The 19,766-nt window shown below is 70.9% G+C and carries 15 protein-coding genes and 1 tRNA gene; 7 read left to right on the plus strand and 9 right to left on the minus strand.

The features are described from left to right. Positions 1-85: 85 nt before the first annotated feature. Positions 86-1,702, plus strand: a complete 1,617-nt coding sequence (locus tag ACX80N_RS06930; protein ID WP_459338811.1) for a hypothetical protein — start codon at positions 86-88, stop codon at positions 1,700-1,702. On the opposite strand, the gene ACX80N_RS06935 is transcribed toward ACX80N_RS06930, so the two are convergent. The 4 genes from ACX80N_RS06935 to ACX80N_RS06950 are packed head-to-tail and all read right to left on the minus strand — an operon-like array spanning position 1,696 to position 4,742. Beyond that, entirely contained in the window at positions 1,696-2,163 is a 468-nt protein-coding gene (locus ACX80N_RS06935) for a hypothetical protein (RefSeq protein ID WP_105032581.1), read from the minus strand. The two genes, ACX80N_RS06930 and ACX80N_RS06935, sit on opposite strands and share 7 nt — an antisense overlap. An 8-nt stretch (positions 2,164-2,171) precedes the next feature. Continuing rightward, positions 2,172-2,768 carry a bacterial proteasome activator family protein gene (locus tag ACX80N_RS06940; protein ID WP_459338812.1) on the minus strand — a complete coding sequence of 199 codons (597 nt, stop codon included), beginning with the start codon at positions 2,766-2,768 and terminating at the stop codon, positions 2,172-2,174. A 37-nt stretch (positions 2,769-2,805) separates the two neighbouring features. Then, a complete protein-coding gene (locus tag ACX80N_RS06945) occupies positions 2,806-3,408 on the minus strand; it encodes a response regulator transcription factor (protein ID WP_459338813.1) in 603 nt (200 codons plus the stop codon). Continuing rightward, positions 3,405-4,742 carry a sensor histidine kinase gene (locus tag ACX80N_RS06950; RefSeq protein WP_459338814.1) on the minus strand — a complete coding sequence of 446 codons (1,338 nt, stop codon included), beginning with the start codon at positions 4,740-4,742 and terminating at the stop codon, positions 3,405-3,407. Before ACX80N_RS06950 ends, ACX80N_RS06945 begins: the two co-directional genes overlap by 4 nt. A 113-nt stretch (positions 4,743-4,855) precedes the next feature. On the opposite strand from ACX80N_RS06950, the gene ACX80N_RS06955 reads away from it, so the two are divergent. Both ACX80N_RS06955 and ACX80N_RS06960 read left to right on the plus strand, forming a co-directional pair. Further along, on the plus strand, positions 4,856-5,848 hold the full coding sequence (locus tag ACX80N_RS06955; protein WP_459338815.1) for an ABC transporter ATP-binding protein: 993 nt from the start codon (positions 4,856-4,858) through the stop codon (positions 5,846-5,848). Positions 5,849-5,882: 34 nt separating this feature from the next. After that, positions 5,883-6,659, plus strand: a complete 777-nt coding sequence (locus tag ACX80N_RS06960) for a hypothetical protein (protein ID WP_459338816.1) — start codon at positions 5,883-5,885, stop codon at positions 6,657-6,659. A gap of 94 nt (positions 6,660-6,753) precedes the next feature. On the opposite strand, the gene ACX80N_RS06965 is transcribed toward ACX80N_RS06960, so the two are convergent. The 3 genes from ACX80N_RS06965 to ACX80N_RS06975 form a co-directional block, all read right to left on the minus strand. Beyond that, positions 6,754-6,963: a YbdD/YjiX family protein gene (locus ACX80N_RS06965; protein WP_105032701.1), complete on the minus strand. Its 210-nt coding sequence runs from the start codon at positions 6,961-6,963 to the stop codon at positions 6,754-6,756. Continuing rightward, entirely contained in the window at positions 6,963-9,239 is a 2,277-nt protein-coding gene (locus ACX80N_RS06970; RefSeq protein ID WP_459338817.1) for a carbon starvation CstA family protein, read from the minus strand. The genes ACX80N_RS06965 and ACX80N_RS06970 overlap by 1 nt, the downstream gene beginning before the upstream one ends. 244 nt (positions 9,240-9,483) lie before the next feature. Beyond that, on the minus strand, positions 9,484-9,729 hold the full coding sequence (locus ACX80N_RS06975; RefSeq protein WP_105032574.1) for a hypothetical protein: 246 nt from the start codon (positions 9,727-9,729) through the stop codon (positions 9,484-9,486). A 208-nt stretch (positions 9,730-9,937) separates the two neighbouring features. Here ACX80N_RS06975 and ACX80N_RS06980 point away from each other — a divergent pair, with 208 nt between their 5' ends. Then, positions 9,938-10,939, plus strand: a complete 1,002-nt coding sequence (locus ACX80N_RS06980) for an FUSC family protein (protein ID WP_459338818.1) — start codon at positions 9,938-9,940, stop codon at positions 10,937-10,939. Here ACX80N_RS06980 and ACX80N_RS06985 read toward each other — a convergent pair. Beyond that, entirely contained in the window at positions 10,936-11,910 is a 975-nt protein-coding gene (locus ACX80N_RS06985) for an NAD(P)H-quinone oxidoreductase (RefSeq protein ID WP_459338819.1), read from the minus strand. The genes ACX80N_RS06980 and ACX80N_RS06985 overlap by 4 nt on opposite strands. A gap of 58 nt (positions 11,911-11,968) precedes the next feature. Here ACX80N_RS06985 and ACX80N_RS06990 point away from each other — a divergent pair. From ACX80N_RS06990 to ACX80N_RS07000, 3 genes are all read left to right on the plus strand, one after another. Next, a tRNA-Ser gene (locus tag ACX80N_RS06990) sits at positions 11,969-12,056 on the plus strand. A gap of 181 nt (positions 12,057-12,237) precedes the next feature. Next, positions 12,238-12,711, plus strand: coding sequence for a septum formation family protein (locus ACX80N_RS06995; RefSeq protein ID WP_459338820.1), 474 nt, complete (start codon positions 12,238-12,240; stop codon positions 12,709-12,711). Positions 12,712-12,931: 220 nt separating this feature from the next. Beyond that, positions 12,932-17,500, plus strand: a complete 4,569-nt coding sequence (locus ACX80N_RS07000) for an ExeM/NucH family extracellular endonuclease (protein ID WP_459339043.1) — start codon at positions 12,932-12,934, stop codon at positions 17,498-17,500. 237 nt (positions 17,501-17,737) lie between these two features. Here ACX80N_RS07000 and ACX80N_RS07005 read toward each other — a convergent pair whose 3' ends face one another. Next, a complete protein-coding gene (locus ACX80N_RS07005) occupies positions 17,738-19,690 on the minus strand; it encodes an FAD/NAD(P)-binding protein (protein ID WP_459338821.1) in 1,953 nt (650 codons plus the stop codon). Between the last annotated feature and the right edge of the window lie 76 nt (positions 19,691-19,766).

Below are 19,766 nucleotides of genomic sequence, written 5' to 3' on the forward strand. Positions count from 1 at the left end.
CGACAACTATCAGCCCGCGAGGTATCCGCTCCGGGAGCGGACCCCACGGACCAGCCTGCGATGACGGAGGTGTGGGATGGGCGCGATGGACGAACCGGTGCGGGTCGCCCTGCACGACGACGCCTACCTCTACGCCTTCCGGCGCTCGAGGTCCGTACGGCTCGCCGTGGACGTGGCGGTCGACGCGGTCGAAGCCGTCGAAGCAGTCGCCCCTCGGGCCACCCCTGCTGCCGTGCGCATCCTCCTCGTCACCGAGGCCCGGGCGTCCCTGCAACGATTCCTGCCGCCGTCGCTCCCTCCCCGCGTCGAGGGCAACAGGGACCTGCAGGCCGCCCTCGCCGCCCTCTCGCCCGGGGAGAGGGAGTTCCTCCTGCTGCGTCACTGGGACGGCCTCGACACCGAGGCCGCGGCGAGGGCGTCGGGGCAGGATCCCGGCCGCCTCACCGCGGTCGAGGCCACGTGCGGGCACCTGTCGGCAGGACCGGGACAGGCCACCCTCGCCGCCGTCCTGACCGCCGCCGATCCCGCCCGCTCCGTCACCGAGGACGACCTCGGACGCAGCCGCCGTGCACTGCGCGCCCTGCCGGATGCTCCTGCAGCGTCGGGCGCCGATCCCCCGGACGGGACCTTCGATCACATCTTCGAGGGTCCGCCTCCCAACGCCCCGCCGAACGCCCGGGCACCATCCGGTGCCGATCCTCCGGACAGCCCCTTCACTCCGGCACCCGTCCCGGCGCGGATGATCACCGGGACCCCGCCCGACGACGTCGGTGCCGCTCCGAACCGGAGGGTCCGGACGGTCATCGGCTCCACCTGCCTCCTGCTGATCGCGGCGGTCGTCGCAGCCTTCCTCGCACGCCAGGCGACCGGTCCCGCGAGCGGGACCGCCCACCTGTTCGAGTCGGCCGACGTCGTCGCCGTCGTGGCCGCCGCGGAGGTCCAGGCATCGGTGATCGACGGCGAGGTGCGGATCCTGCGGAACGCCTCCGTGGTGCAGACACTGAAGGGCGAATCGGCGGAGCGGGTCCTCACCGTCGATGTCACGGGCCGGAGCACCCTCGAGCGCCCGTACAGCAGGACCTTCCATCCGCCCAACCAGCTCATGTTCCTCGTCCACGGCGAGCACGGCGTCCTCACGCCGATCGAGGGCGAGGGCTCCGTGCTCACTCTCGTGAACCGGCGGGCACCGGAGGCGGCCACGCCCGCCGGCGAGCCAGTGCCCCTGCCGGAGGATCTGCGCAACACCATCCGGGCCATGCCGCCGGGTGAACTCGTGCTCGACACGAGCGGGGAACCTCCCGGGGCGCTGGACCCCGCGGTCGTCGTCGGCGTGCGCCCCGACCGGGACCGCGACCCATCGGATCAGCCGGAGAACCTCCAGGGGACGTTCCGCATGGGCGTCAAGGGCACGAGGGCCTGCGTGATGTTCACGTACGACGGCCGCCTGGTCCTCCTGCGCTGGCCGGAGGGCTTCTCCGCCTACGAACGCGAGCAGGTGGGCACCTCCACGGACGGCGATCCGCCCGTCCGTCACCGCATCCTGACCGTCCTCAACGAACGCGGCTACCCCTATGTGGACGACGACCGGTCCACGCCGTTCATCCGGGGGGTGCCGACCGGTGGACGCGGTGAGTGCGGCGGGCAGGAACTCGAGGTCTGGGACATCGCCGTGGACCCGGGGAGCACCCTGCTGTTCTACTGAGTCCGCTCCCCGGCGCCCGGCATGGACCGTTCGGCTTCCTCGATGTCCTCCGCCACCAGCTGGGCGCGGCGCCGCACGTTGTCGAGCCCGGAGGACGCGATGCCCCACCGCTCGCCGTCGAGCCGGGTCATCGCGGCCGCCTCGGCCGTCGTCGCCAGCGTGTTGCCTGCACGGGACAGCGCACGGTGCACCTGCAGGAGCGCCCCGGGGATGTCGAGGCCCGTGCTCGGTGACGAGGCCTGGGCACGGACGCAGATCGCGCGGACCCGCGGGAGCATGGCGCCCAGGTCGTCGGCGACCTGCACGAGTTCGTTGTAGACGTCGTCGTCCTCGATGCCTTCGAGGATCTGGTGATAGCGGTCGAGTCCGCGGCGGAAGCGGTCGTGCGCACGCCGCCACACCCCGGTGCCCAGCTCGGCGTCATCCTTCCGCCCCTGCCGCGCCGCAGCGAAGAATGCCACCTACGCTCTCAGAGGTACTGGCCGGGTCCGTGGCTGTCCGCGGGGGACGCCTGGGACTGCCGCACGGGCGGGGTGCGCCGGGGTTCGCCGTCCTCGCCGATGACGACGCCGGGCGCGATCACCGTGCCGGGCGGCAGCTCACGGAGTTGAAGCCGGGCCGCGAGCTGCTGGTTGGCCATCTGCTGCGCGGCGAGCGCGGCCTGGATGCCGTGGAAGAGGCCCTCGAGCCAGCCCACGAGCTGGGCCTGGGCCACACGCAGCTCCGCGTCGGTGGGCACCGTGTCGTCGTCGAAGGGCAGGTTGATGCGGTGCAGTTCCTCGACGAGCTCGGGGGCGAGGCCGTCCTCGAGCTCCTGGACGGAGCGCTCGTGGATGGAGGCGAGGCGCGTGCGGCCGGCGTCGTCGAGCGGCGCGGACCGGACCTCCTCCAGCAGTTGCTTGAGCATGGTCCCGATCCGCATGACCTTCGCGGGCTCGTCCACGAGCTCCGCGAGCGTCGCGGTACGGTTGTCCGCCTGCCCGGGGACGGCGGGTGCGCCGCCCTGCGGGGTCTCGGGGGTGCCGGGAGCGGGGACCACGGGACCGGCAGGCTGCTGTTCAGTCATGACGCAATGCTCCCACACCCCCTGAGGGCCGGGCACGTCAGATCCAGCCTTGTTCCCACGCCCTCGCGGCGGCGTCGTGGCGTGACGGTGCGCCGAGCTTCGCCATCGCCGAGGACACGTAGTTCCGGACCGTCCCCGGCGCCAGGTGCAGTTCACGGGCGATCGCCTGGACGCTGGCGCCCTGCCGGCCATGGCGCAGGACATCCAGTTCCCGGGCCGTCAGGGGGCAGGACTCGCCGGTCAGCGCGCTCGCGGCGATGTCCGGGTCCACGTACCGGCGCCCGGCGGCGACGTCCCGGATGACGTTCGCGAGCTGGTCGGCGGGGGTCAACTTGGGCACGAATCCGGCGACCCTGCTTGCCAGCGCGCGGCGGAGCACGCCCGGCCGGGCGTGCCGCGTGACGATCACCACGCGCGTCGCGACGCTCCGGAGGATCTCCTCCGCGGCATAGATGCCGTCCGTGGGGGGCATCTCGAGATCCAGGACGCAGACATCCGGTACGTGCTCCTTCGCGAGGCGCACGGCGTCCGTCCCGTTGTCGGTGCTGGCCACGATCTCGAGGTCGGGTTCGAGCCCCAGCAGGGCTTCGAGGGCTCCTCGGATCAGGTGTTCGTCGTCGGCGAGGACCAGGCGGATCATGACCGTCCTCCCCGCGGGTGCGCCGCATCCACCCACGAGCGGCCAGCGGTGGCAGGAGGAGATCCCGGGGCCGCCCGCCCGTGGTCGATGCCCGTCGAAGGATCAGGGGTCCCGGGGGCGGAGGCCGTGAGGACGAACCGGCCGTCGGCGATGCCGGCCCCGACAGCTCCTCCGACGGCCTCGAACCTCTGGCGCAGGCCGTCGATGCCCGATCCTCCGCTTTCCGGCGCGGTGCCGCCGACGCCGTCGTTCGAGACCGCCAGGATCCAACCCGGGCCGGAGCGTGCCAGCTGGAAGGTCACGGTGGTGGCGTCGCTGTGGCGGAGGATGTTGGTGGTGGCCTCCCGGATGACGAGACCGAACAGGGTCCTCTCCTCCGGTGGCAGCCCCTCCGCTTCCATCTCCACGGAGGTATCGATACCGGCGGCCCGCAGGACCTCCGCCGCGTTGGCGGCCTCGGCGGTGAGGGAGACCGTGCGGTAGCCGTGCACCAGGGCTCGCGTCTCCTCCAGCGCCGTGCGTGCCAGTTGCTGGGCCTCGCCGATCTGGATCCGTGCGGCTTCCGGATCGGCGTCGAGCAGGCGCCCCGCAAGTTCGGTCTTGAGTGCGATGACCTGCAGGTGGTGGCCCTGGATGTCGTGGAGGTCCGCGGCGAAGCGCAGCCGCTCCTGCGCCACGGCGAGTTCGCCGGAGGTGCGGCGGCTGTCGTCGAGGCGCACCACGATCTCCCACCACCAGATACTGGCCACGAAGAGCAGGGGTGTCATGACCGCCCACAGGCCCATGGCGAAGAAGCTCCCGTCGTCCGCGAAGCCGCCCACGCCGGTGCCGAGCAGGGCCCCGAGCAGCCCGTGCAGGACGAGGGCGGCGAGCGCTGCGGCCAGGACGTACCAGCGGGCGCGGCGGCCCACGACGACGGCGAGGGCGTTCGCCGCGAACCACAGCGGCATGCCGGCGACCCAGAGGGTGTGGGGCTGGGCGAGTCCCAGGAACCAGAGCCCGGCCGGTGGAAGCAGGAGCCACAGCGTGTATTTCCGCTCCGGCAGGCCACCACCGAGTCCGCCGCGGAAGAACCAGCAGTACCGGGTCAGGGCGGTAACCGAGGCGACGGCGAGCGCGATGATGACGATGTCCAGGGCCTGCAGGCCGTAGTCGCCCCCGCCGAGCATGAAGAGCGTGCCCATGATGCTGATGAAGATGCTGTAGAAGACGATCGACCCGACGGTGTACCGCCAGGTCGCGCGGACGCCGCGGCCGGTCTCGGCACCCGGTGCCGCGTCGGCCGCCGTCGCCGCCCTCTCCCGGGACAGGGCAGGAGCCTTGAAGAACGCCATGGCTCCCATCGTAGGACCATGACACATGTCATGGTCCCGGCGTGGGAACGGACACGGGAAGAGGTGACGCCCCGCCACTGATGCGCCCCGGTGATCCTCGGGAGGATGGAGCCATGACCAGCTCACCCAGCACCCCGACCACCCTGCACCCCGCCGGCCGCTCCGACGAGCCCGCGGACACCATCGCCGTCGCCGCACGGGACCTGCGGTGCTCGTACGGCTCCTACGAGGCCGTGCGCGGCATCGACCTGACCATCCGCAACGGAGAGTTCTTCGCCCTGCTCGGCACCAACGGGGCAGGCAAGACCACCACGATGGAGACCCTCGAGGGTCACCGGGCAGCGACGTCGGGCACGGTGTCCGTGCTCGGCGGCAACCCCTACCGGGACAAGTCCTCGATCCGCCCCCGCCTCGGCATCATGCTGCAGGAGGCCGGGTTCGCCGACGACCTCACGGTCGCGGAGACCTGCCGTCTCTGGCTCCGGCTCTCCTCGCCGGACCCGCGGTCCAGGTCCCGCGAGGACGTCATCGGGACGGGGCTGGAGACGCTGGACCTCGCCGGGAAGGCATCGACCCGCGTCAAGATGCTCTCCGGCGGGCAGCGCCGCCGCCTCGATCTCCTCCTCGCTACCGCCAACGAACCGGACCTCCTCTTCCTCGACGAACCGACCACGGGCCTCGACCCCGAATCGCGCGAGCGCACCTGGGACCTGGTGCGTGGACTGAACGACGCCGGCACCACGGTGGTCCTCACCACCCACTACCTCGAGGAGGCGGAGGCCTACGCGGACCGGCTCGCGATCATGCACGACGGCGTCATCGCCGTCGAAGGCACCCTCCCGGACGTCCTGGGGCGTGAACCGTCGGCCATCTCCTTCGAGGTGGACGCCGCCGTCGACGTCCTGCAGCTCACGCGCCTCGGCCTCTCCCCGGACTTCACTCCGACGCCGGCCAGCACGCGGGTGGCCGTGCCGTCCCTGGACCTGCAGCAGGACCTGTGGACGGTGCTGTCCTGGGCCGACGAGCACCGGATCCGACTCGACCGGCTGTCCGCGTCCGAGGCCTCCCTCGCCGCCGTGTTCCGCCGGGTCAGCCTCGCCGCCTAGTCCCCGACCTCGCACCCCTGAACCGGAGAGAACCATGACAACCCTGACCAAGACCCCCTCGGACGCCCTGCACGGCCCCTCGTCCGCGAGCCGCATCCTCGCCATCGCGCTCATGGAACTGCGCATCATCTTCCGCAACAAGACGGTGCTCACCGGCGCCGTGCTCATGCCCGTCGCCATGGCCGTCTACATGTACTACGTCGGCGCGGACCAGATGACCGGCCCCTCCGGCGTGGCCGTCCTGGTGGGCCTGACCCTCATGGTGGTGGCCCTGCTCGGCGTCTACCTCACCGCCACGACCACCCTCGCGACACGGCGGCAGGAGCTGTTCCTCAAGCGGCTCCGCAGCGGGGAGTCATCGGACACCGTGATCTGGCTCGGGATGCTCACACCCATCGTGGCGCTCGTCGCCGCGCAGCTGGCCCTCGTGGGCGTCGGCTTCGCGGTCGCGGGTGTGGAGGCCCCCACCCGGCCGCTGGTGGTGCTCGGCGCGGTACTCGGCTTCCTCGCCCTGTGCGCGACCGCCGGCATGCTGACCAGTGTCTTCACCCCCTCAGCCGCTGCGGCCCAGATCACCACGCTCCCGTTCTTCTTCGTGGTCATCGGCACCTTCTTCTGGACCGCGTTCGACGACGGCTTCGAGATGCTCTCCCGCCTGACCCCGGGTGGGGCACTGCAGAACCTCCTCATGGCGGGCTGGGGCGCCGGGGCCCTCGACGCCTCCGTGGCCGGGGCCGCCGTCGTGATCCTGGCCTGGATCGTGCTGCCCTACCTGGTCGCCGCCAGGCGCTTCCGGTGGGAGAAGCGCTGACGGTACGGAACGGATCCGCCCGAGCGGGCGCAGCTCGAACACGAGGAAGCCGGGCACTCCGTACGGAGTGCCCGGCTTCCTCGCTGGGAGCCCGCTAGCAGCAGCGGCCCTCGGGGTTCGCGTCCTGGCGGTCGGTCTTGTCCCGCCAGAACTCGCGTTCCGTCATCGGGAGCTCGCCCGCGTGGGTGCGCTCGTGGTGGTCCAGGTACGCCTGGTACGCGTTCTCCCCCATGACCCCCTTGAAGAGCCACGCGAGTTCACGCGCGGTGTCGCGTGCGCGGGAGAGGACCTGCGGCACGGTCATCAGTGCCCCGTCCTCGCGGGCCGCCTGCCCGGCTCCAGAGCCGCCCACTGCGTCTCCAGTTCCTTCTCGGCCGGTGACGCGATGAGGCCGGCTGGTGCGAAGATGCGTGAGGCCACCGGGGCGTCCTCGGTCTCCTCGCCGCCGCCGTGCCGGTAGGCCCGGATGGTGGCGAGGATCGCCGTCAGGATGACGATGATGGAGAGCACCACGAAGATGATCGACAGCGTGCCCTGGATGAAGGTGTTACGCACCACCGCCTCCATGGCGGCGACCGTCTTGGCCGTGCCGAAGCTCTCCTCACCGGCGTCCAGGGCGTTCCTGAACGCCGTGTGCTGCGCCCAGTAACCGATGGCCGGGACGGGCGAGAAGATCTTCAGGAACGACGCCGTGATGGTCACCACCGCGGCGAAGGCGAGCGGCAGGGCCGGGATCCACAGGAAGCGGAACAGGCCCCGCTTGGCGCAGATCGCCATGCACACCGCGAGCGCGATGGCCGCCAGCAGCTGATTGGCGATACCGAACAGCGGGAACAGCGTGTTGATACCGCCGAGGGGGTCGGTGACGCCCATGATGAGAATCGCTCCCCAGCCGGCCACCATGATCGCGGTGCAGATCCACGCCCCGGCACGCCAGGAGGTGTCGCGGAAGCGGGGCACGAAGTTGCCGATGCTGTCCTGCAGCATGAACCGGGCAACCCGGGTTCCGGCGTCGACCGCGGTGAGGATGAACAGCGCCTCGAACATGATGGCGAAGTGGTACCAGAAAGCCATCATGCCCGCGCCGCCGAACACACCCTGCATGATCTGCGCGATACCGACGGCAAGGGTAGGAGCGCCACCCGTACGGGAGACGATCGATTCCTCGCCCACGTTCGAGGCCATCGTGCTCAGAGCCTCCTGGGTGAGGTTCACGCCGGTGAGGCCGAGGCCGTTGACGAAGGTCACCGCGCCCTCGATGGTGCCGCCGGTCGCCGCCGCGGAGGAGTTCATCGCGAAGTAGATCCCGCGGTCGATCGAGAGGGCTGCGACGAGCGCCATGATGGCCACGAAGGACTCCATGAGCATCCCGCCGTAGCCGATGAAGCGGGTCTGGCGTTCCTTCTCGATCATCTTCGGCGTGGTGCCCGAGGAGATCAGGGCGTGGAACCCGGAGAGCGCACCGCAGGCGATGGTCACGAAGAGGAACGGGAACAGTGTGCCTGCGACGACGGGGCCGGTCCCCGAGGTCGCGAAGGGCGTGATGGCGGGGACGCTGATCTCCGGGCGCGTGATGACGATCGCGACCGCGAGCATGATGATCGTGCCGATCTTCATGAACGTGGACAGGTAGTCGCGGGGTGCCAGCAGGAGCCAGACGGGCAGCACGGCGGCGATGAAGCCGTAGATGATGATGCCCCACGCGATCGTGATGCGGTCGAGGGTGAAGATCTCGACGCCCCAGGCCGTCTCGGAGATCCAGCCGCCACCGACGATGGCGAGCAGCAGCAGCGCGAAGCCGATGAGGGACACCTCGGTGACCTTGCCGGGTCGGAGGTAGCGCAGGTAGACGCCCATGAAGAGTGCGATGGGGATGGTCATGGAGACGGAGAAGACGCCCCAGGGGCTCTCTCCGAGCGCGTTCACGACCACGAGCGCGAGGATGGCCACGATGATGATCATGATGGTCAGGGTGGCGATGAGGGCCGCGGTACCGCCGATGACCCCGAGCTCCTCGCGCGCCATCTGGCCGAGGGAACGGCCGCCGCGGCGCATCGAGAAGAACATGACGAGGTAGTCCTGGACAGCACCCGCGAAGATGACGCCGATGATGATCCAGAGCGTGCCGGGAAGGTAGCCCATCTGTGCTGCGAGGACCGGACCCACCAGCGGGCCGGCTCCGGCGATGGCGGCGAAGTGGTGGCCGTAGAGGACCCTGCGGTCGGTGGCGGCGTAGTCCTTGCCGTCCGCCTTGTACTCCGCGGGGGTGGCGCGCCGGTCGTCGGGCTTGAGCAGGTTGCGCTCGATGAACTTCGAGTAGAACCGGTAGGCGATGAGGTAGGTGCAGACGGCCGCGAAGACGAACCAGATGGCATTGACGGTCTCACCGCGGACGATGGCGAGCATCGTCCACGCGATACCGCCGAGGAGTGCGATGCCCACCCAGAGGGCGATCTTCGCCGGCGTCCACCGGCGGTCTTCTGCTTCGGCCTGCTGCGGGTCGACGGCGACCGGCGGCAGGTCCGGATCCGTCACCAGCACGTCGGCGTGCCGGTGGGATCCGTTCTGCTTCTTACTCATGATGCTCCTCGAGTGCGAGAGTGTGGTGCACACGAAGGTAGCAACCTAGTGAGGTCTGCGTCACAGGACAAGCAGGGCAACCTGAGCATTGCGCCGAACACACCTCCCGGTGCGGCGAGCGACCGCCCTCCTGCCGGCGGCGGACCGCCCGCGCCGGCAGCCCTGTCCCCGCGGACCGTGCCCGGCCGGCGGCGTCGGGACGAGCTCGGCGCGAGCGGCGTCAGGAGGAGCCGCGTGGGGCCCGTCAGGACGAGCCGCGCGAGCCCCCGTCGGGTCCGTCATCGAGCACGGCGGGCGGCTCGTCGTCGTCGTTCGCGTTCATGCCCTCGCTGATGCTCGAGTGCGTCCTGGTGCGGTCGTCCGCGGCGCCGTCCGCGCGATCCTCCGGTCCGTTGTCCGCGCCATCGGGTACCTGGTCACCGAGGTTCTCGGCGAAGCTGTCGGCTGCCTGCGAGAGGCCGCCCTCGTCGTCGTGATGCGTGCTGCCCACGGTGGTGCTCCTTCCGGTTGCTGTCCTGCCAGCCTCGCACAGCCTCCGGACATCCGAAAGCATGCTGACGGTCCCGGAACGGCGGTGCGCGGCACGGTGACGGGAGTAGTGTTGATCGGTGGCATTCCGCCACCCGATGCCAGCGGCGCCGTCGATCCCTCCGACCGGAAGCCAGCAGTCCGTGCCCCTCCTCCGTGACCTCGTACACATGGCACCGCCCTCCTCCGACCACCATCCCGCCCTCCGGTGCGCCATCGGTGTGGGCGTCCCCCTGTTCGCGCTCCTGCTGCTCGGCCGGCTCGATCTGGCCGTGTTCGCGACCTTCGGGGCCTTCGCGGGTATCTACGGCCGCAACGAACCCCACCGTCCGCGCCTCGCCACCCAGCTGCGTGGCGGCGGCCTTATGCTCGCGGTGATCCTCGCGGCGGCGCTGACCGCACGCGCCGACGTCGGCGCGTGGGGCCTGATCCTGCTCACCAGTGCGGTCGCCGGGCTCGGGACCTTCTGCGCGGGCCTGTTCCGACTCCGTCCGGGGGGATCGCTGTTCCACATCTTCGCGTTCGCGGCCATCGCGTCCGTGCCGGCACAGCCGCCGCTGGAGCAGGGGCTCGCCACGGCTGCGGCCACCGTCGCCTTCGCCGTACTCCTGGGGCTGGCGGGCACCCTCTGGCCCAGCCACCGCACGCCCTGGCGCCGGGCACCGGCGGACCGGCCGACGGCGCGCCATCTGGCGGGCCTCGCGCGGGAGTCGGTCCTGTACGTGGTGGCGGCGCTGCTGGCGGGCGGCGCGGCGACGCTGCTCGGGATCGGCCACACCTACTGGGCCATGGTCGCGGCGACCGTCCCGCTGGTCGGTCAGACCGCTCGGGCCCGCGTGACCCGCGGCCTCCAGCGGGTCCTCGGCACGGTCGCCGGGCTCGCCCTGACCGCGCTCATCCTGCTGCCGGGGCTGCCGGCGTGGCAGCTCGTCCTCGTGATCGCCGTCGCCCAGTTCGCCGCGGAGATGTTCATCCTGCGCCAGTACGCCCTCGCGCAGGCCTTCGTCACGCCCCTCGCCCTGGTCTCGACCCGACTGGCACACCCCGCCGACCCGTCGGGGCTGCTCGTGGACCGGGCCGTCGAGACGGCCATCGGGGCGTTCGTCGGGATCGCCCTGGTGCTGGCGCTGCACCTGCGTCGGCGCATGCGGACTCCTGCCCGGACGGCCTAGTCCATGACCAGCAGGATCTTGCCGGTGTGCTCCCCGGCGTCGAAGAAGGTGTGGGCCTCGGCCACCTGTGCGAGCGGGTAGGTCCGGCCGACGAACGGCTTCACGGCCCCCGAGGCGACGAGCGGCCAGACCTGGTCGCGGACCGCCGCCATGATGGCCGTCTTCTCCCCGACGGGCCGGGCCCGCAGCGTGGTCCCGGCGACGCTCGCCCGCTTGCCCATGAGCATCCCGAGGTCGAGTTCCGCCGTCGCACCACCCTGCAGGCCGATGACCACGAGCCGTCCGCCGGGAGCGAGGGATTCGACGTTCCGCGCAAGGTACTTCGCGCCGACGACGTCGAGGATGACGTCCATGCCCCGGCCACCCGTGGCAGACCTGAGTTCCTCGACGAAGTCCTGCTCGCGATAGTTGATGAGGGTCCGCACCCCGAGGGACCGGGCGATCCCCAGCTTCGCCGCCGATCCCGCGGTCACGTGGGGTACCGCGCCGAGGGCGAGGCTCACCTGCACGGCCATCACGCCGATGCCGCCGGACGCCCCGTGGATCAGGACGTCCTCGCCCGCTGCCAGACCGGCCTGCAGCACGAGGTTCGACCACACGGTCGCCGCCGTCTCGGGAAGACCCGCGGCCTCCACGAGATCCACGCCGTCGGGCGCACGGACCACCTGCCCGGCCGGCACGGCGACCTTCTCGGCGTACCCGCCGCCGGCCAGGAGGGCGACGACGGCGTCCCCCACCGCGAACGCGGAGTCGCCGGCGTCCGCGATCCGGCCGGACACCTCCAGTCCCGGCAGGGACGACGCACCCTCGGGCGGCGGGTAGAGACCGCGACGCTGCTGCACGTCGGCCCGGTTCAGCCCGGCGGCGACCACGTCGATGAGCACCTCGCCCGGTCGCACCACGGGTTCGGGGACGTCCCGCACCGCGAGGACGTCCGGCCCGCCGGCACCCTCGATCACCACTGCACGCATGCCTGCCTCCACTCCCGGGTATTTGGGCGCCGCCCGCCCTTCGTGAAACACTAGCGGCGGAAGGTTGTCCGAGCGGCCGAAGGAGCTGGTCTTGAAAACCAGTGGGCGGTCACCCCGTCTCAAGGGTTCGAATCCCTTACCTTCCGCTTCCAGGGAGGCCCCGCACCGCGGGGCCTCCCTTCCTGCTTCCGGCTGACCCGCTCCCCCGCCCGTGGTGCCCCGCGCCGTCCGTGCGGTACTGTCCCGAGGAGCAACAGCCGCGCCACGCTCACCGTGGCCGACGACAGGGTCTCGATGCGCACTGGGCACCACAGCAGGATCCGGCGGGTGATCTCCGCCGCGGCGGCGACGGGCGCACTCGCCCTGGTGGCGGGCTGCACCGCCTTCCCGCCCACCGGCCCCGACCGGGACGCCGACGGTGCCGTGACCGCCGAGGGCCGCACGGACGCCTTCTCCATCGAGGTGGGCGACTGCATCGACGACCCCGGTACGGAGAAGACCTCCGACATCACGGTGCTGCCGTGCGGCGAGCCGCACGTCTTCGAGGCGTTCGCCCGTACCGAGATGCCCGGCGGGGACTACCCAGGGGTGCCTGCCGCCAGCACCGCCGCCGGCGATTTCTGCGCGGAGGAGTTCGCCGCGTACGTCGGACTCGAGTACGACGCCTCGGTCCTGGAACTGCTCTACTTCTATCCCGTCGAGGAGAGCTGGAACGCGGCGGACGACCGCGAGATCCTCTGCTTCGTCGGGGACCAGGGCGAGGAATCCGTGACCGGAACGCTCCGAAACGCCCGTCGATAATGCGGGTCGTCCACGAATAACGGTCAGGACTCCCGGATCTTCCGGAACCACTGGTGTTTTGGTTACCCAATGTTAATGATGATCTGGTTGGCTTCTCCCCGGGGATGGAATGTCACCTGCGTCACATACGGTGCTCATGCCAACGCGCCCACCCATCGACGGGTCGGCGGGCTTCACTCACGGCCGCTCGACGGCCATCGTCAAGGAGAAGAAAGAACGAATGATCAATTCGTCATGGAAGGGAGCGCTCGGTGCGGCGCTGTCGGTAGGGCTGCTCGCCTCGCCGATGATCGCACTACCGGCCGCCGCGGTGGAGACACCACCGGCGACGGCGTCCGTCACAGGAGACGGCGTCATCATCAACGAGGCTTTCATCTCGGGCGGTTCCGCAGGGACCCCCTTCACCAACAAGTACGTGGAGCTCTACAACCCCACCGATGCGCCGGTCAGCCTGGACGGTTGGTCGCTGCAGTACCGGGCGCCGGGTTCGACGTCCGCGCCGACCCCGACCGCGCTCCGCGGGACCATCCCGGCCAAGGGCTACTTCCTGATCCAGGGCGGTAGCAACGGCACCGCCGGATCCGCGCTGCCCACCCCGGACCTCGCCACGGGCTTCAACCCGGGTGCCGGGGGCGGCGTGATCGTGCTGTCCAGCCAGTCCGCCAGCGTCGGCGCGCTGCCCGTCGGCAGCATCGTCGGCACGCCCGCCGTCGTGGACGCCCTGGGCTATGGCACCGCCAACGCGTTCGAGGGCACTGTGGCCACCACCCCCGGCGCCGGAAGCACGAAGTCCGCCAACCGCACGGACTTCGCCGACACCGATGACAACGGTGCGGACTTCAGCCTGCAGGACACGACGCCGACGAACGCCACGGCGACGCCCGGCGGGCCCACGCCGACCCCCACACCGACGCCGACCCCGCCGGCTCCGACGCCGGGGGTGGTCGTCCCCATCCGCGACATCCAGGGAACGGGCGCGGCGACACCGCTGTCCGGCCAGACGGTCACCACGCGGGGCAAGGTCACGGCGGCCTACCCCACGGGTGGCTTCGCGGGCTTCTACCTCCAGACCCCGGGGAGCTCGGCGGCAGCCGACCAGACCGCCTCGGACGCCATCTTCGTCTACTCCCCCGACACGGTCGCATCCGTGGCCGTGGGCGACTACGTGGAGGTCACCGGTACCGCCGGTGAGTTCTTCAACCTGACGCAGCTCACCGTCGCCGCCGGTGGCACCACGAAGCTCACCGAGGCAGCCGAGGAGCCCAAGGCCTCCGCGATCGCACTGCCCGCCACGGAGGCCGCCCGTGAAGCGACCGAGGGCATGCTCTTCCAGCCCTCCGGCGCCTTCACCGTCGCCGACAACTACGCCCTGAACCAGTACGGCGAGGTCACCCTGGCCGCCGGGACCGGGCGTCTCCGCCAGCCGACCGACGTCGCCCGCCCCGGCACCGCCGAGAACGCCGCGGTCATCGCCGACAACGCGGCCCGCACCATCCGCCTGGACGACGGCGCGTCGACCAATTTCGCCTCGCAGCCCAACCGCGGCAAGGTCCTCCCGTACCTCACGCCGTCCCAGCCCGTCCGGGTCGGTTACAGCGCGGCGTTCACCTCCCCGGTGGTCCTCGACTACCGCAACAGCACCTGGAAGTTCCAGCCGCTCGCCGAGCTCAACGGCGCGAACCCGGCGGGCGTGCAGCCCGTGCAGTTCGCCGGCGAGCGTCCCGCAGCCCCCGAGGAGGTCGGCGGAAACCTCAAGATCGCGTCCTTCAACGTGCTGAACTACTTCCCCACCACCGGTGAGGACCTCGTCGGCTGCAGGTACTTCACGGACCGCGCGGGCAACCCGATCACCGTCGACGGTGGCTGCGACTCCCGCGGTGCCGCGAACAAGGAGAACTTCGAGCGCCAGGAAGCAAAGATCGTGGCCGCGATCAACGGCCTCGACGCCGACGTCGTCACCCTCATGGAGGTCGAGAACTCCGTCCGCTTCGGCAAGGACCGCGACGCCGCACTCGCCACGCTCGTCGAGGCGCTGAACGAGAAGGCTCCCGGCACCTGGGACTACGTCCGCTCCCCCGCGGCCGTCCCGGCTCCCGCCGATGAGGACTTCATCCGCACCGCCCTGATCTACAAGAAGGCCGTGGCCGAGCCCGTGGGCGAGTCCGTGATCCTCAACGACAAGGTGGCGTTCTCCAACGCCCGCAAGCCCCTCGCACAGGCGTTCAAGCCGGTGGGCGGCACGGAGTCGGAGACCTTCCTCGCGATCGTCAACCACTTCAAGTCCAAGGGTTCCGGTCCCAGCTCGGGCGGCAACGCCGATACGGGTGACGGCCAGGGCGCCTGGAATGCCGCGCGCGTCACGCAGGCCCAGGCCCTCGTGGCCTTCGCCGATTCCCTGAAGGCGACGGCGAAGACCGACAAGGTCTTCCTGACCGGCGACTTCAACTCGTACACGCACGAGGACCCCATGGAGGTCATGTACGAGGCCGGGTACGTCAACCAGGGCGAGAAGGACGGCGACTACTCGTACGTCTTCTCCGGCCTGAGCGGCTCGCTCGACCACATCCTGGCCTCGCCTGCGGCGGACGCCACCGTGACCGGCGTGGACACGTGGAACATCAACTCCGTCGAGTCGGTGGCCTTCGAGTACAGCCGTTTCAACAACAACATCACCGACTACTACGCGGCGGACCAGTACCGCGCCAGCGACCACGACCCCGTGATCGTGGGCCTCGACCTGACGCCCGCCGACACGACCGCGGAACTCAACCTGCTGAACATCAACGACTTCCACGGCCGGATCGACGCCAACACGGTGCGTTTCGCCGGGACCGTCGAGAAGCTGCGAGCCGAGTTCGGCGAGGACAAGACAGCGTTCCTGTCCGCCGGCGACAACATCGGCGCGTCCCTCTTCGCGTCCTCGCTGCAGGACGACAAGCCGACCCTGGACGTCCTCGACGCCCTGGGCCTCGAGGCCTCCGCCGTGGGCAACCACGAGTTCGACAAGGGCCTCGCGGACCTGACCGGTCGCGTCGCGGACGAGGCGGACTTCCCGTACCTCGGTGCAAACGTCTACACCAAGGGCACCACGGAGCCCGCGCTCGAGGAGTACTCCATCATCGAGGTCGACGGCGTCGACGTCGCCGTGATCGGCGTCGTCACCGAGGAGACGGCGACGCTCGTCAGCCCCGGTGGCATCGCGAACGTCGACTTCGGCGATCCCGTCGAGGCCGTCAACCGCGTCGCAAAGGAGATCGAGGACCAGGACCTCGCCGACGTCATCGTCGCCGAGTACCACGAGGGCGCCGGCGACGGCGTCGTCGAGAAGTCCACGATCGAGCAGGAGGTCGCCGCGGGCGGCACGTTCGCGCGCATCGTCACCGAGACCACGCCCCTCGTGGACGCGATCTTCACCGGCCACACGCACAAGCAGTACGCGTGGGACGCCCCCGTCCCGGGTGCCGCAGGCAAGACCCGGCCGATCCTCCAGACCGGGTCCTACGGCGAGTTCGTCGGCCAGATCACACTGACCGTCGACACCGCCACCGGCGACGTCGCGTCCTACACCGCACGCAACGTCGCCCGCACCACCGACGCCGACGCCACCCTGGTCAGCACCTTCCCGCGGGTCGCCCAGGTCAAGACCATCGTCGACGCGGCGCTCGCGCAGGCGGCGGTCATCGGCAACCAGCCGGTCGGGTCGGTCACGCAGGACATCACCACGGCCTTCGTCGGCACTGCGCGTGATGACCGCGCCTCGGAGTCGACGCTGGGCAACCTCGTGGCCGACTCCCTGCGCACCAGCCTCTCCTCCGCGGAGCGCGGCGGAGCCCAGATCGGCGTCGTCAACCCGGGCGGGCTCCGCAACGAGCTCTACTACGGTCCCGACGGCGTCATCACCTTCGCCGAGGCCAACGCGGTGCTGCCCTTCGTGAACGACCTCTGGACCACCACCCTGACCGGTGCGCAGTTCAAGGCCGTCCTTGAGCAGCAGTGGCAGCCCGAGGGCAGCTCACGGTCCTTCCTGGCCCTCGGCCTCTCGGACAACGTGAGCGTCACCTACGATCCCGCCCTCGCGCGGGGTTCGAGGATCACCTCCGTCATGATCGACGGCGCACCGCTGGACCCGGCGAAGAACTACCGGATCGGCACGTTCAGCTTCCTGGCTCAGGGTGGCGACAACTTCACGGCGTTCCGTGAGGGCACCGACACCCGCGAGTCGGGTCTCGTGGACCGCGACGCGTGGATCGACTACATCCGGGCCAACAGCCCGCTGTCGCCGTCGTTCGACCGCCGCAGCGTCCAGGTGCAGGGTGCTCCGACCGCGGTGAAGGCCGGCGCAGCCGTCTCCTTCACGGTGTCGAAGCTGGACCTCACCTCGCTCGGCAGCCCGGCGAACACCTCGCTGGCCGTGAGCTTCGTGGCCGCGGACGGCACCGCCACGCAGCTCGGGTCCGTCCCGGTCTCGGGCGGCAGCGCGACGGTGGACCTCACCGTCCCGGCAACCGCGAGCGGACAGGGGCGGATCGTCCTGACGGCCGCTCCGAGCGGGACGACGGTGACCCTGCCGGTCACCGTGGAAGCGGCACCGGTACCGGAGACGCCCGTCGAGCCGGAGAAGCCGGTCAAGCCCGTCAAGCCCGAGAAGCCGGTCAAGCCCGTCAAGCCGGTCAAGCCGGGTAAGCCGGGCTGCACCGAGCCGACTCCTCCGGCCGAGGGCGCGAACAACGGCAGCTGGGTGAGCTACCGTGCTCACCTCGCGAACTACGAGCGCTGCATCAGCCGCTAGGTAGCCGGTTCCGGGAGCGCCTGGGCGCTCCCGGAACCAACGACAGGAGGGACCCCCACCGACCGGTGGGGGTCCCTCCTGTCGTTGGCGCACCCGGCCTCCGACGCCATCGCATCCGCTCCATCCCGGCTGCGGCCGTGCGTCCCGGTGCGTCGGTGCGTCCCGGTGCGTCCGGTGCGTCCTGGTAAGTCCTGGTGCGTCCGGCCCTGTCCTGCCGGGCGACGCCGGCCCGTCGGGTCAGGAGCCGGACGGGCGCGCCGCGTGCTCGAGGATCGCGCCGGCGATGGCATCGGCGTCGAGCAGTGTCCTGCTGCCGGCATCCAGGGGCGCGCCGGCCTCGGCGGCGATGGCCGTCCCCCACTGCACCGACGCGAGCTGGAGGCCGATCACGAACAGGGTGTCGTGTGCCTTGCCCGTCCGGTCGACGGCGCGGTAGGGCGGCGCCGTGACGTCCAGCCCTGCGGACGTCACGGGCACGCCGTCCTCGCCCATGAGGGTCCGGGGCCTGACGGTGCCGTCCTCCAGGAGGGTGCGCATCAGAGGGGACAGGTTCGTGGTCACCCGGTTCGCGGGAGTCATGGCCTCCACGAGGTAGCGCGCGGTGAAGGTCTCGCCCTGCACCCACGGCGAGGTGGCCCGGAAGATCTCCTCGTCCGGGTCGAAGCCGAAGCTCGGATTCGGTCCCACGAACCGGACGATCCCCGCCCGCACGAGCGCCGCGAGCTGTGCGATCCGCACCGGCGGCGGACCGCTGGCGAGGCCTTCGACGAGCGGCTCGAACCAGCCGCGGAGCTCGGTGTTCCAGGACGAGTCTGAGATCCCGCCGTCGGCCACGGCCTGCTTGATGACGGACCTCCCGGCGTTCATGGCGCCGATCGCCATCTTCAGCGGGTCGTCCTCACCCTCCGCGGAACCGGCGGCGTCGGCATCGAGATAGGCGAGGACAGCCGCTGCGAATTCCCCACCGTCGGCGAAACGTCGCCGGGCGAAAGGCTGGCCGAGGGCTTCGACGTCCAGCCGGAGGTCGGCGGGGATCGCACGTGCGACGGCGTCCCCCGCCGCGGCTTCCCAGGCGGGCCCCTCCGTCCCCAGCGCGGCGTCCAGTTCGGCGAGGAAGTCCGCAGGCGACGCAGCGAGGGCGTGGCTCGTGGTGCGGCAAAGGGTCGCGTAGTAGGCCCAGAGCACGTCACGGTGCAGCAGCGGCCAGAGGTCGTGGTCGAAGCCGGGCTGGACACCGGTCTGCCGGAAGGCGAGGACCCGGGCCGACGTGCAGAAGCGCAGGGTGACGCCGCGTGGGATGTACGCGTCGAGGGACGCCTTAGCGCGGTAGGGCACACCCCGCCGGGAGGCCGCGACGAGCCGGGGCTCCCGGCCGGAGGGCTCGTACGCGAGCCGCCCGTCCTCGGCCGGGAGGAACCGCCCGCCGCGGCCCTCGGTCAGCTGGATCATGGCGTCGAAGAAGTTGAGGCCGAGCCCGCGGACCAGGACGGTCTTGCGCGCAGGCAGGCGGTCCCAGGCGACGTCGGCGGGGACGGAGGGCGGCCAGTACTGCAGGCCGTGGCGTGCCGCAGCGTCCTGCAGCCTCCCCTGCTCGGGGGTGAGGGTCGCCGCGAGATGTCCCAGTGCCAGGACGACGTCGTCGGCCGGGAGCTCCGTGCCGTCGTCGAGGAGGATGCTCCACCGGCGGTCGGGGTCGTCGACCCGTTCGAGCCCTACCGCCTCCTTGCGGTGGTGGATGACGGCGACGCCGGGCGGCGCCTGCCGCACGACCTCCGCGAAGATCCAGGCGAGGTACCGGCCGTAGAGCGGCCGGCTCGGGAAGTCCCGTGAGGTGAGCCGCGCGCATTCGGCGACGTCGTCGTGGCCCAGCCCGCTGATCCGCCCGTCGTTCACGCGCGTCCGCCAGGCGTCGAAGGAGAGGCCCGCGGGCGAGGCTGCGACGCCCGCGGCGGTCCCCCCGACGGGGACGACCGTGGGGTAGAGGCAGGGCGTGTTCATGAGGAAGAGCCGCGACTGGCCCGTCTGCCAGACGTGGCCCGGGCCCGGTTCGAAGGGCTCGATCACGTGGATGGACAGGCACGGCGCCCCGGCACCGAGGGTCCGGTAGCGGGCGATCAGCCGCTCGACCACGGAGGTGCCGCGGGGTCCGCCTCCGATGACGGCCACGCGCCTCGCCTCCTGGTTCTCCACGCGTCAAGCCTATCCAACCAGGCTCCTGGTCCCTGCCGCCGTCGGGCATCCCGTGATGGCTGTGCCTTCGGCGCCC

Source organism: Arthrobacter sp. MDT2-16 (genome assembly GCF_054510925.1).

Excerpts from the sequence above, each read along its gene's own strand:
- ACX80N_RS06940 (WP_459338812.1), bottom strand. The coding sequence starts at position 2,768 with ATGACTGAACAGCAGCCTGCCGGTCCCGTGGTCCCCGCTCCCGGCACC.
- ACX80N_RS06965 (WP_105032701.1), bottom strand. The coding sequence starts at position 6,963 with ATGACCGTGCCGCAGGTCCTCTCCCGCGCACGCGACACCGCGCGTGAA.
- ACX80N_RS07000 (WP_459339043.1), top strand. The coding sequence starts at position 12,932 with ATGATCAATTCGTCATGGAAGGGAGCGCTCGGTGCGGCGCTGTCGGTA.
- ACX80N_RS06960 (WP_459338816.1), top strand. The coding sequence starts at position 5,883 with ATGACAACCCTGACCAAGACCCCCTCGGACGCCCTGCACGGCCCCTCG.
- ACX80N_RS06950 (WP_459338814.1), bottom strand. The coding sequence starts at position 4,742 with ATGGCGTTCTTCAAGGCTCCTGCCCTGTCCCGGGAGAGGGCGGCGACG.
- ACX80N_RS06945 (WP_459338813.1), bottom strand. The coding sequence starts at position 3,408 with ATGATCCGCCTGGTCCTCGCCGACGACGAACACCTGATCCGAGGAGCC.
- ACX80N_RS06980 (WP_459338818.1), top strand. The coding sequence starts at position 9,938 with ATGGCACCGCCCTCCTCCGACCACCATCCCGCCCTCCGGTGCGCCATC.
- ACX80N_RS06985 (WP_459338819.1), bottom strand. The coding sequence starts at position 11,910 with ATGCGTGCAGTGGTGATCGAGGGTGCCGGCGGGCCGGACGTCCTCGCG.
- ACX80N_RS06930 (WP_459338811.1), top strand. The coding sequence starts at position 86 with ATGGACGAACCGGTGCGGGTCGCCCTGCACGACGACGCCTACCTCTAC.
- ACX80N_RS06970 (WP_459338817.1), bottom strand. The coding sequence starts at position 9,239 with ATGAGTAAGAAGCAGAACGGATCCCACCGGCACGCCGACGTGCTGGTG.
- ACX80N_RS06955 (WP_459338815.1), top strand. The coding sequence starts at position 4,856 with ATGACCAGCTCACCCAGCACCCCGACCACCCTGCACCCCGCCGGCCGC.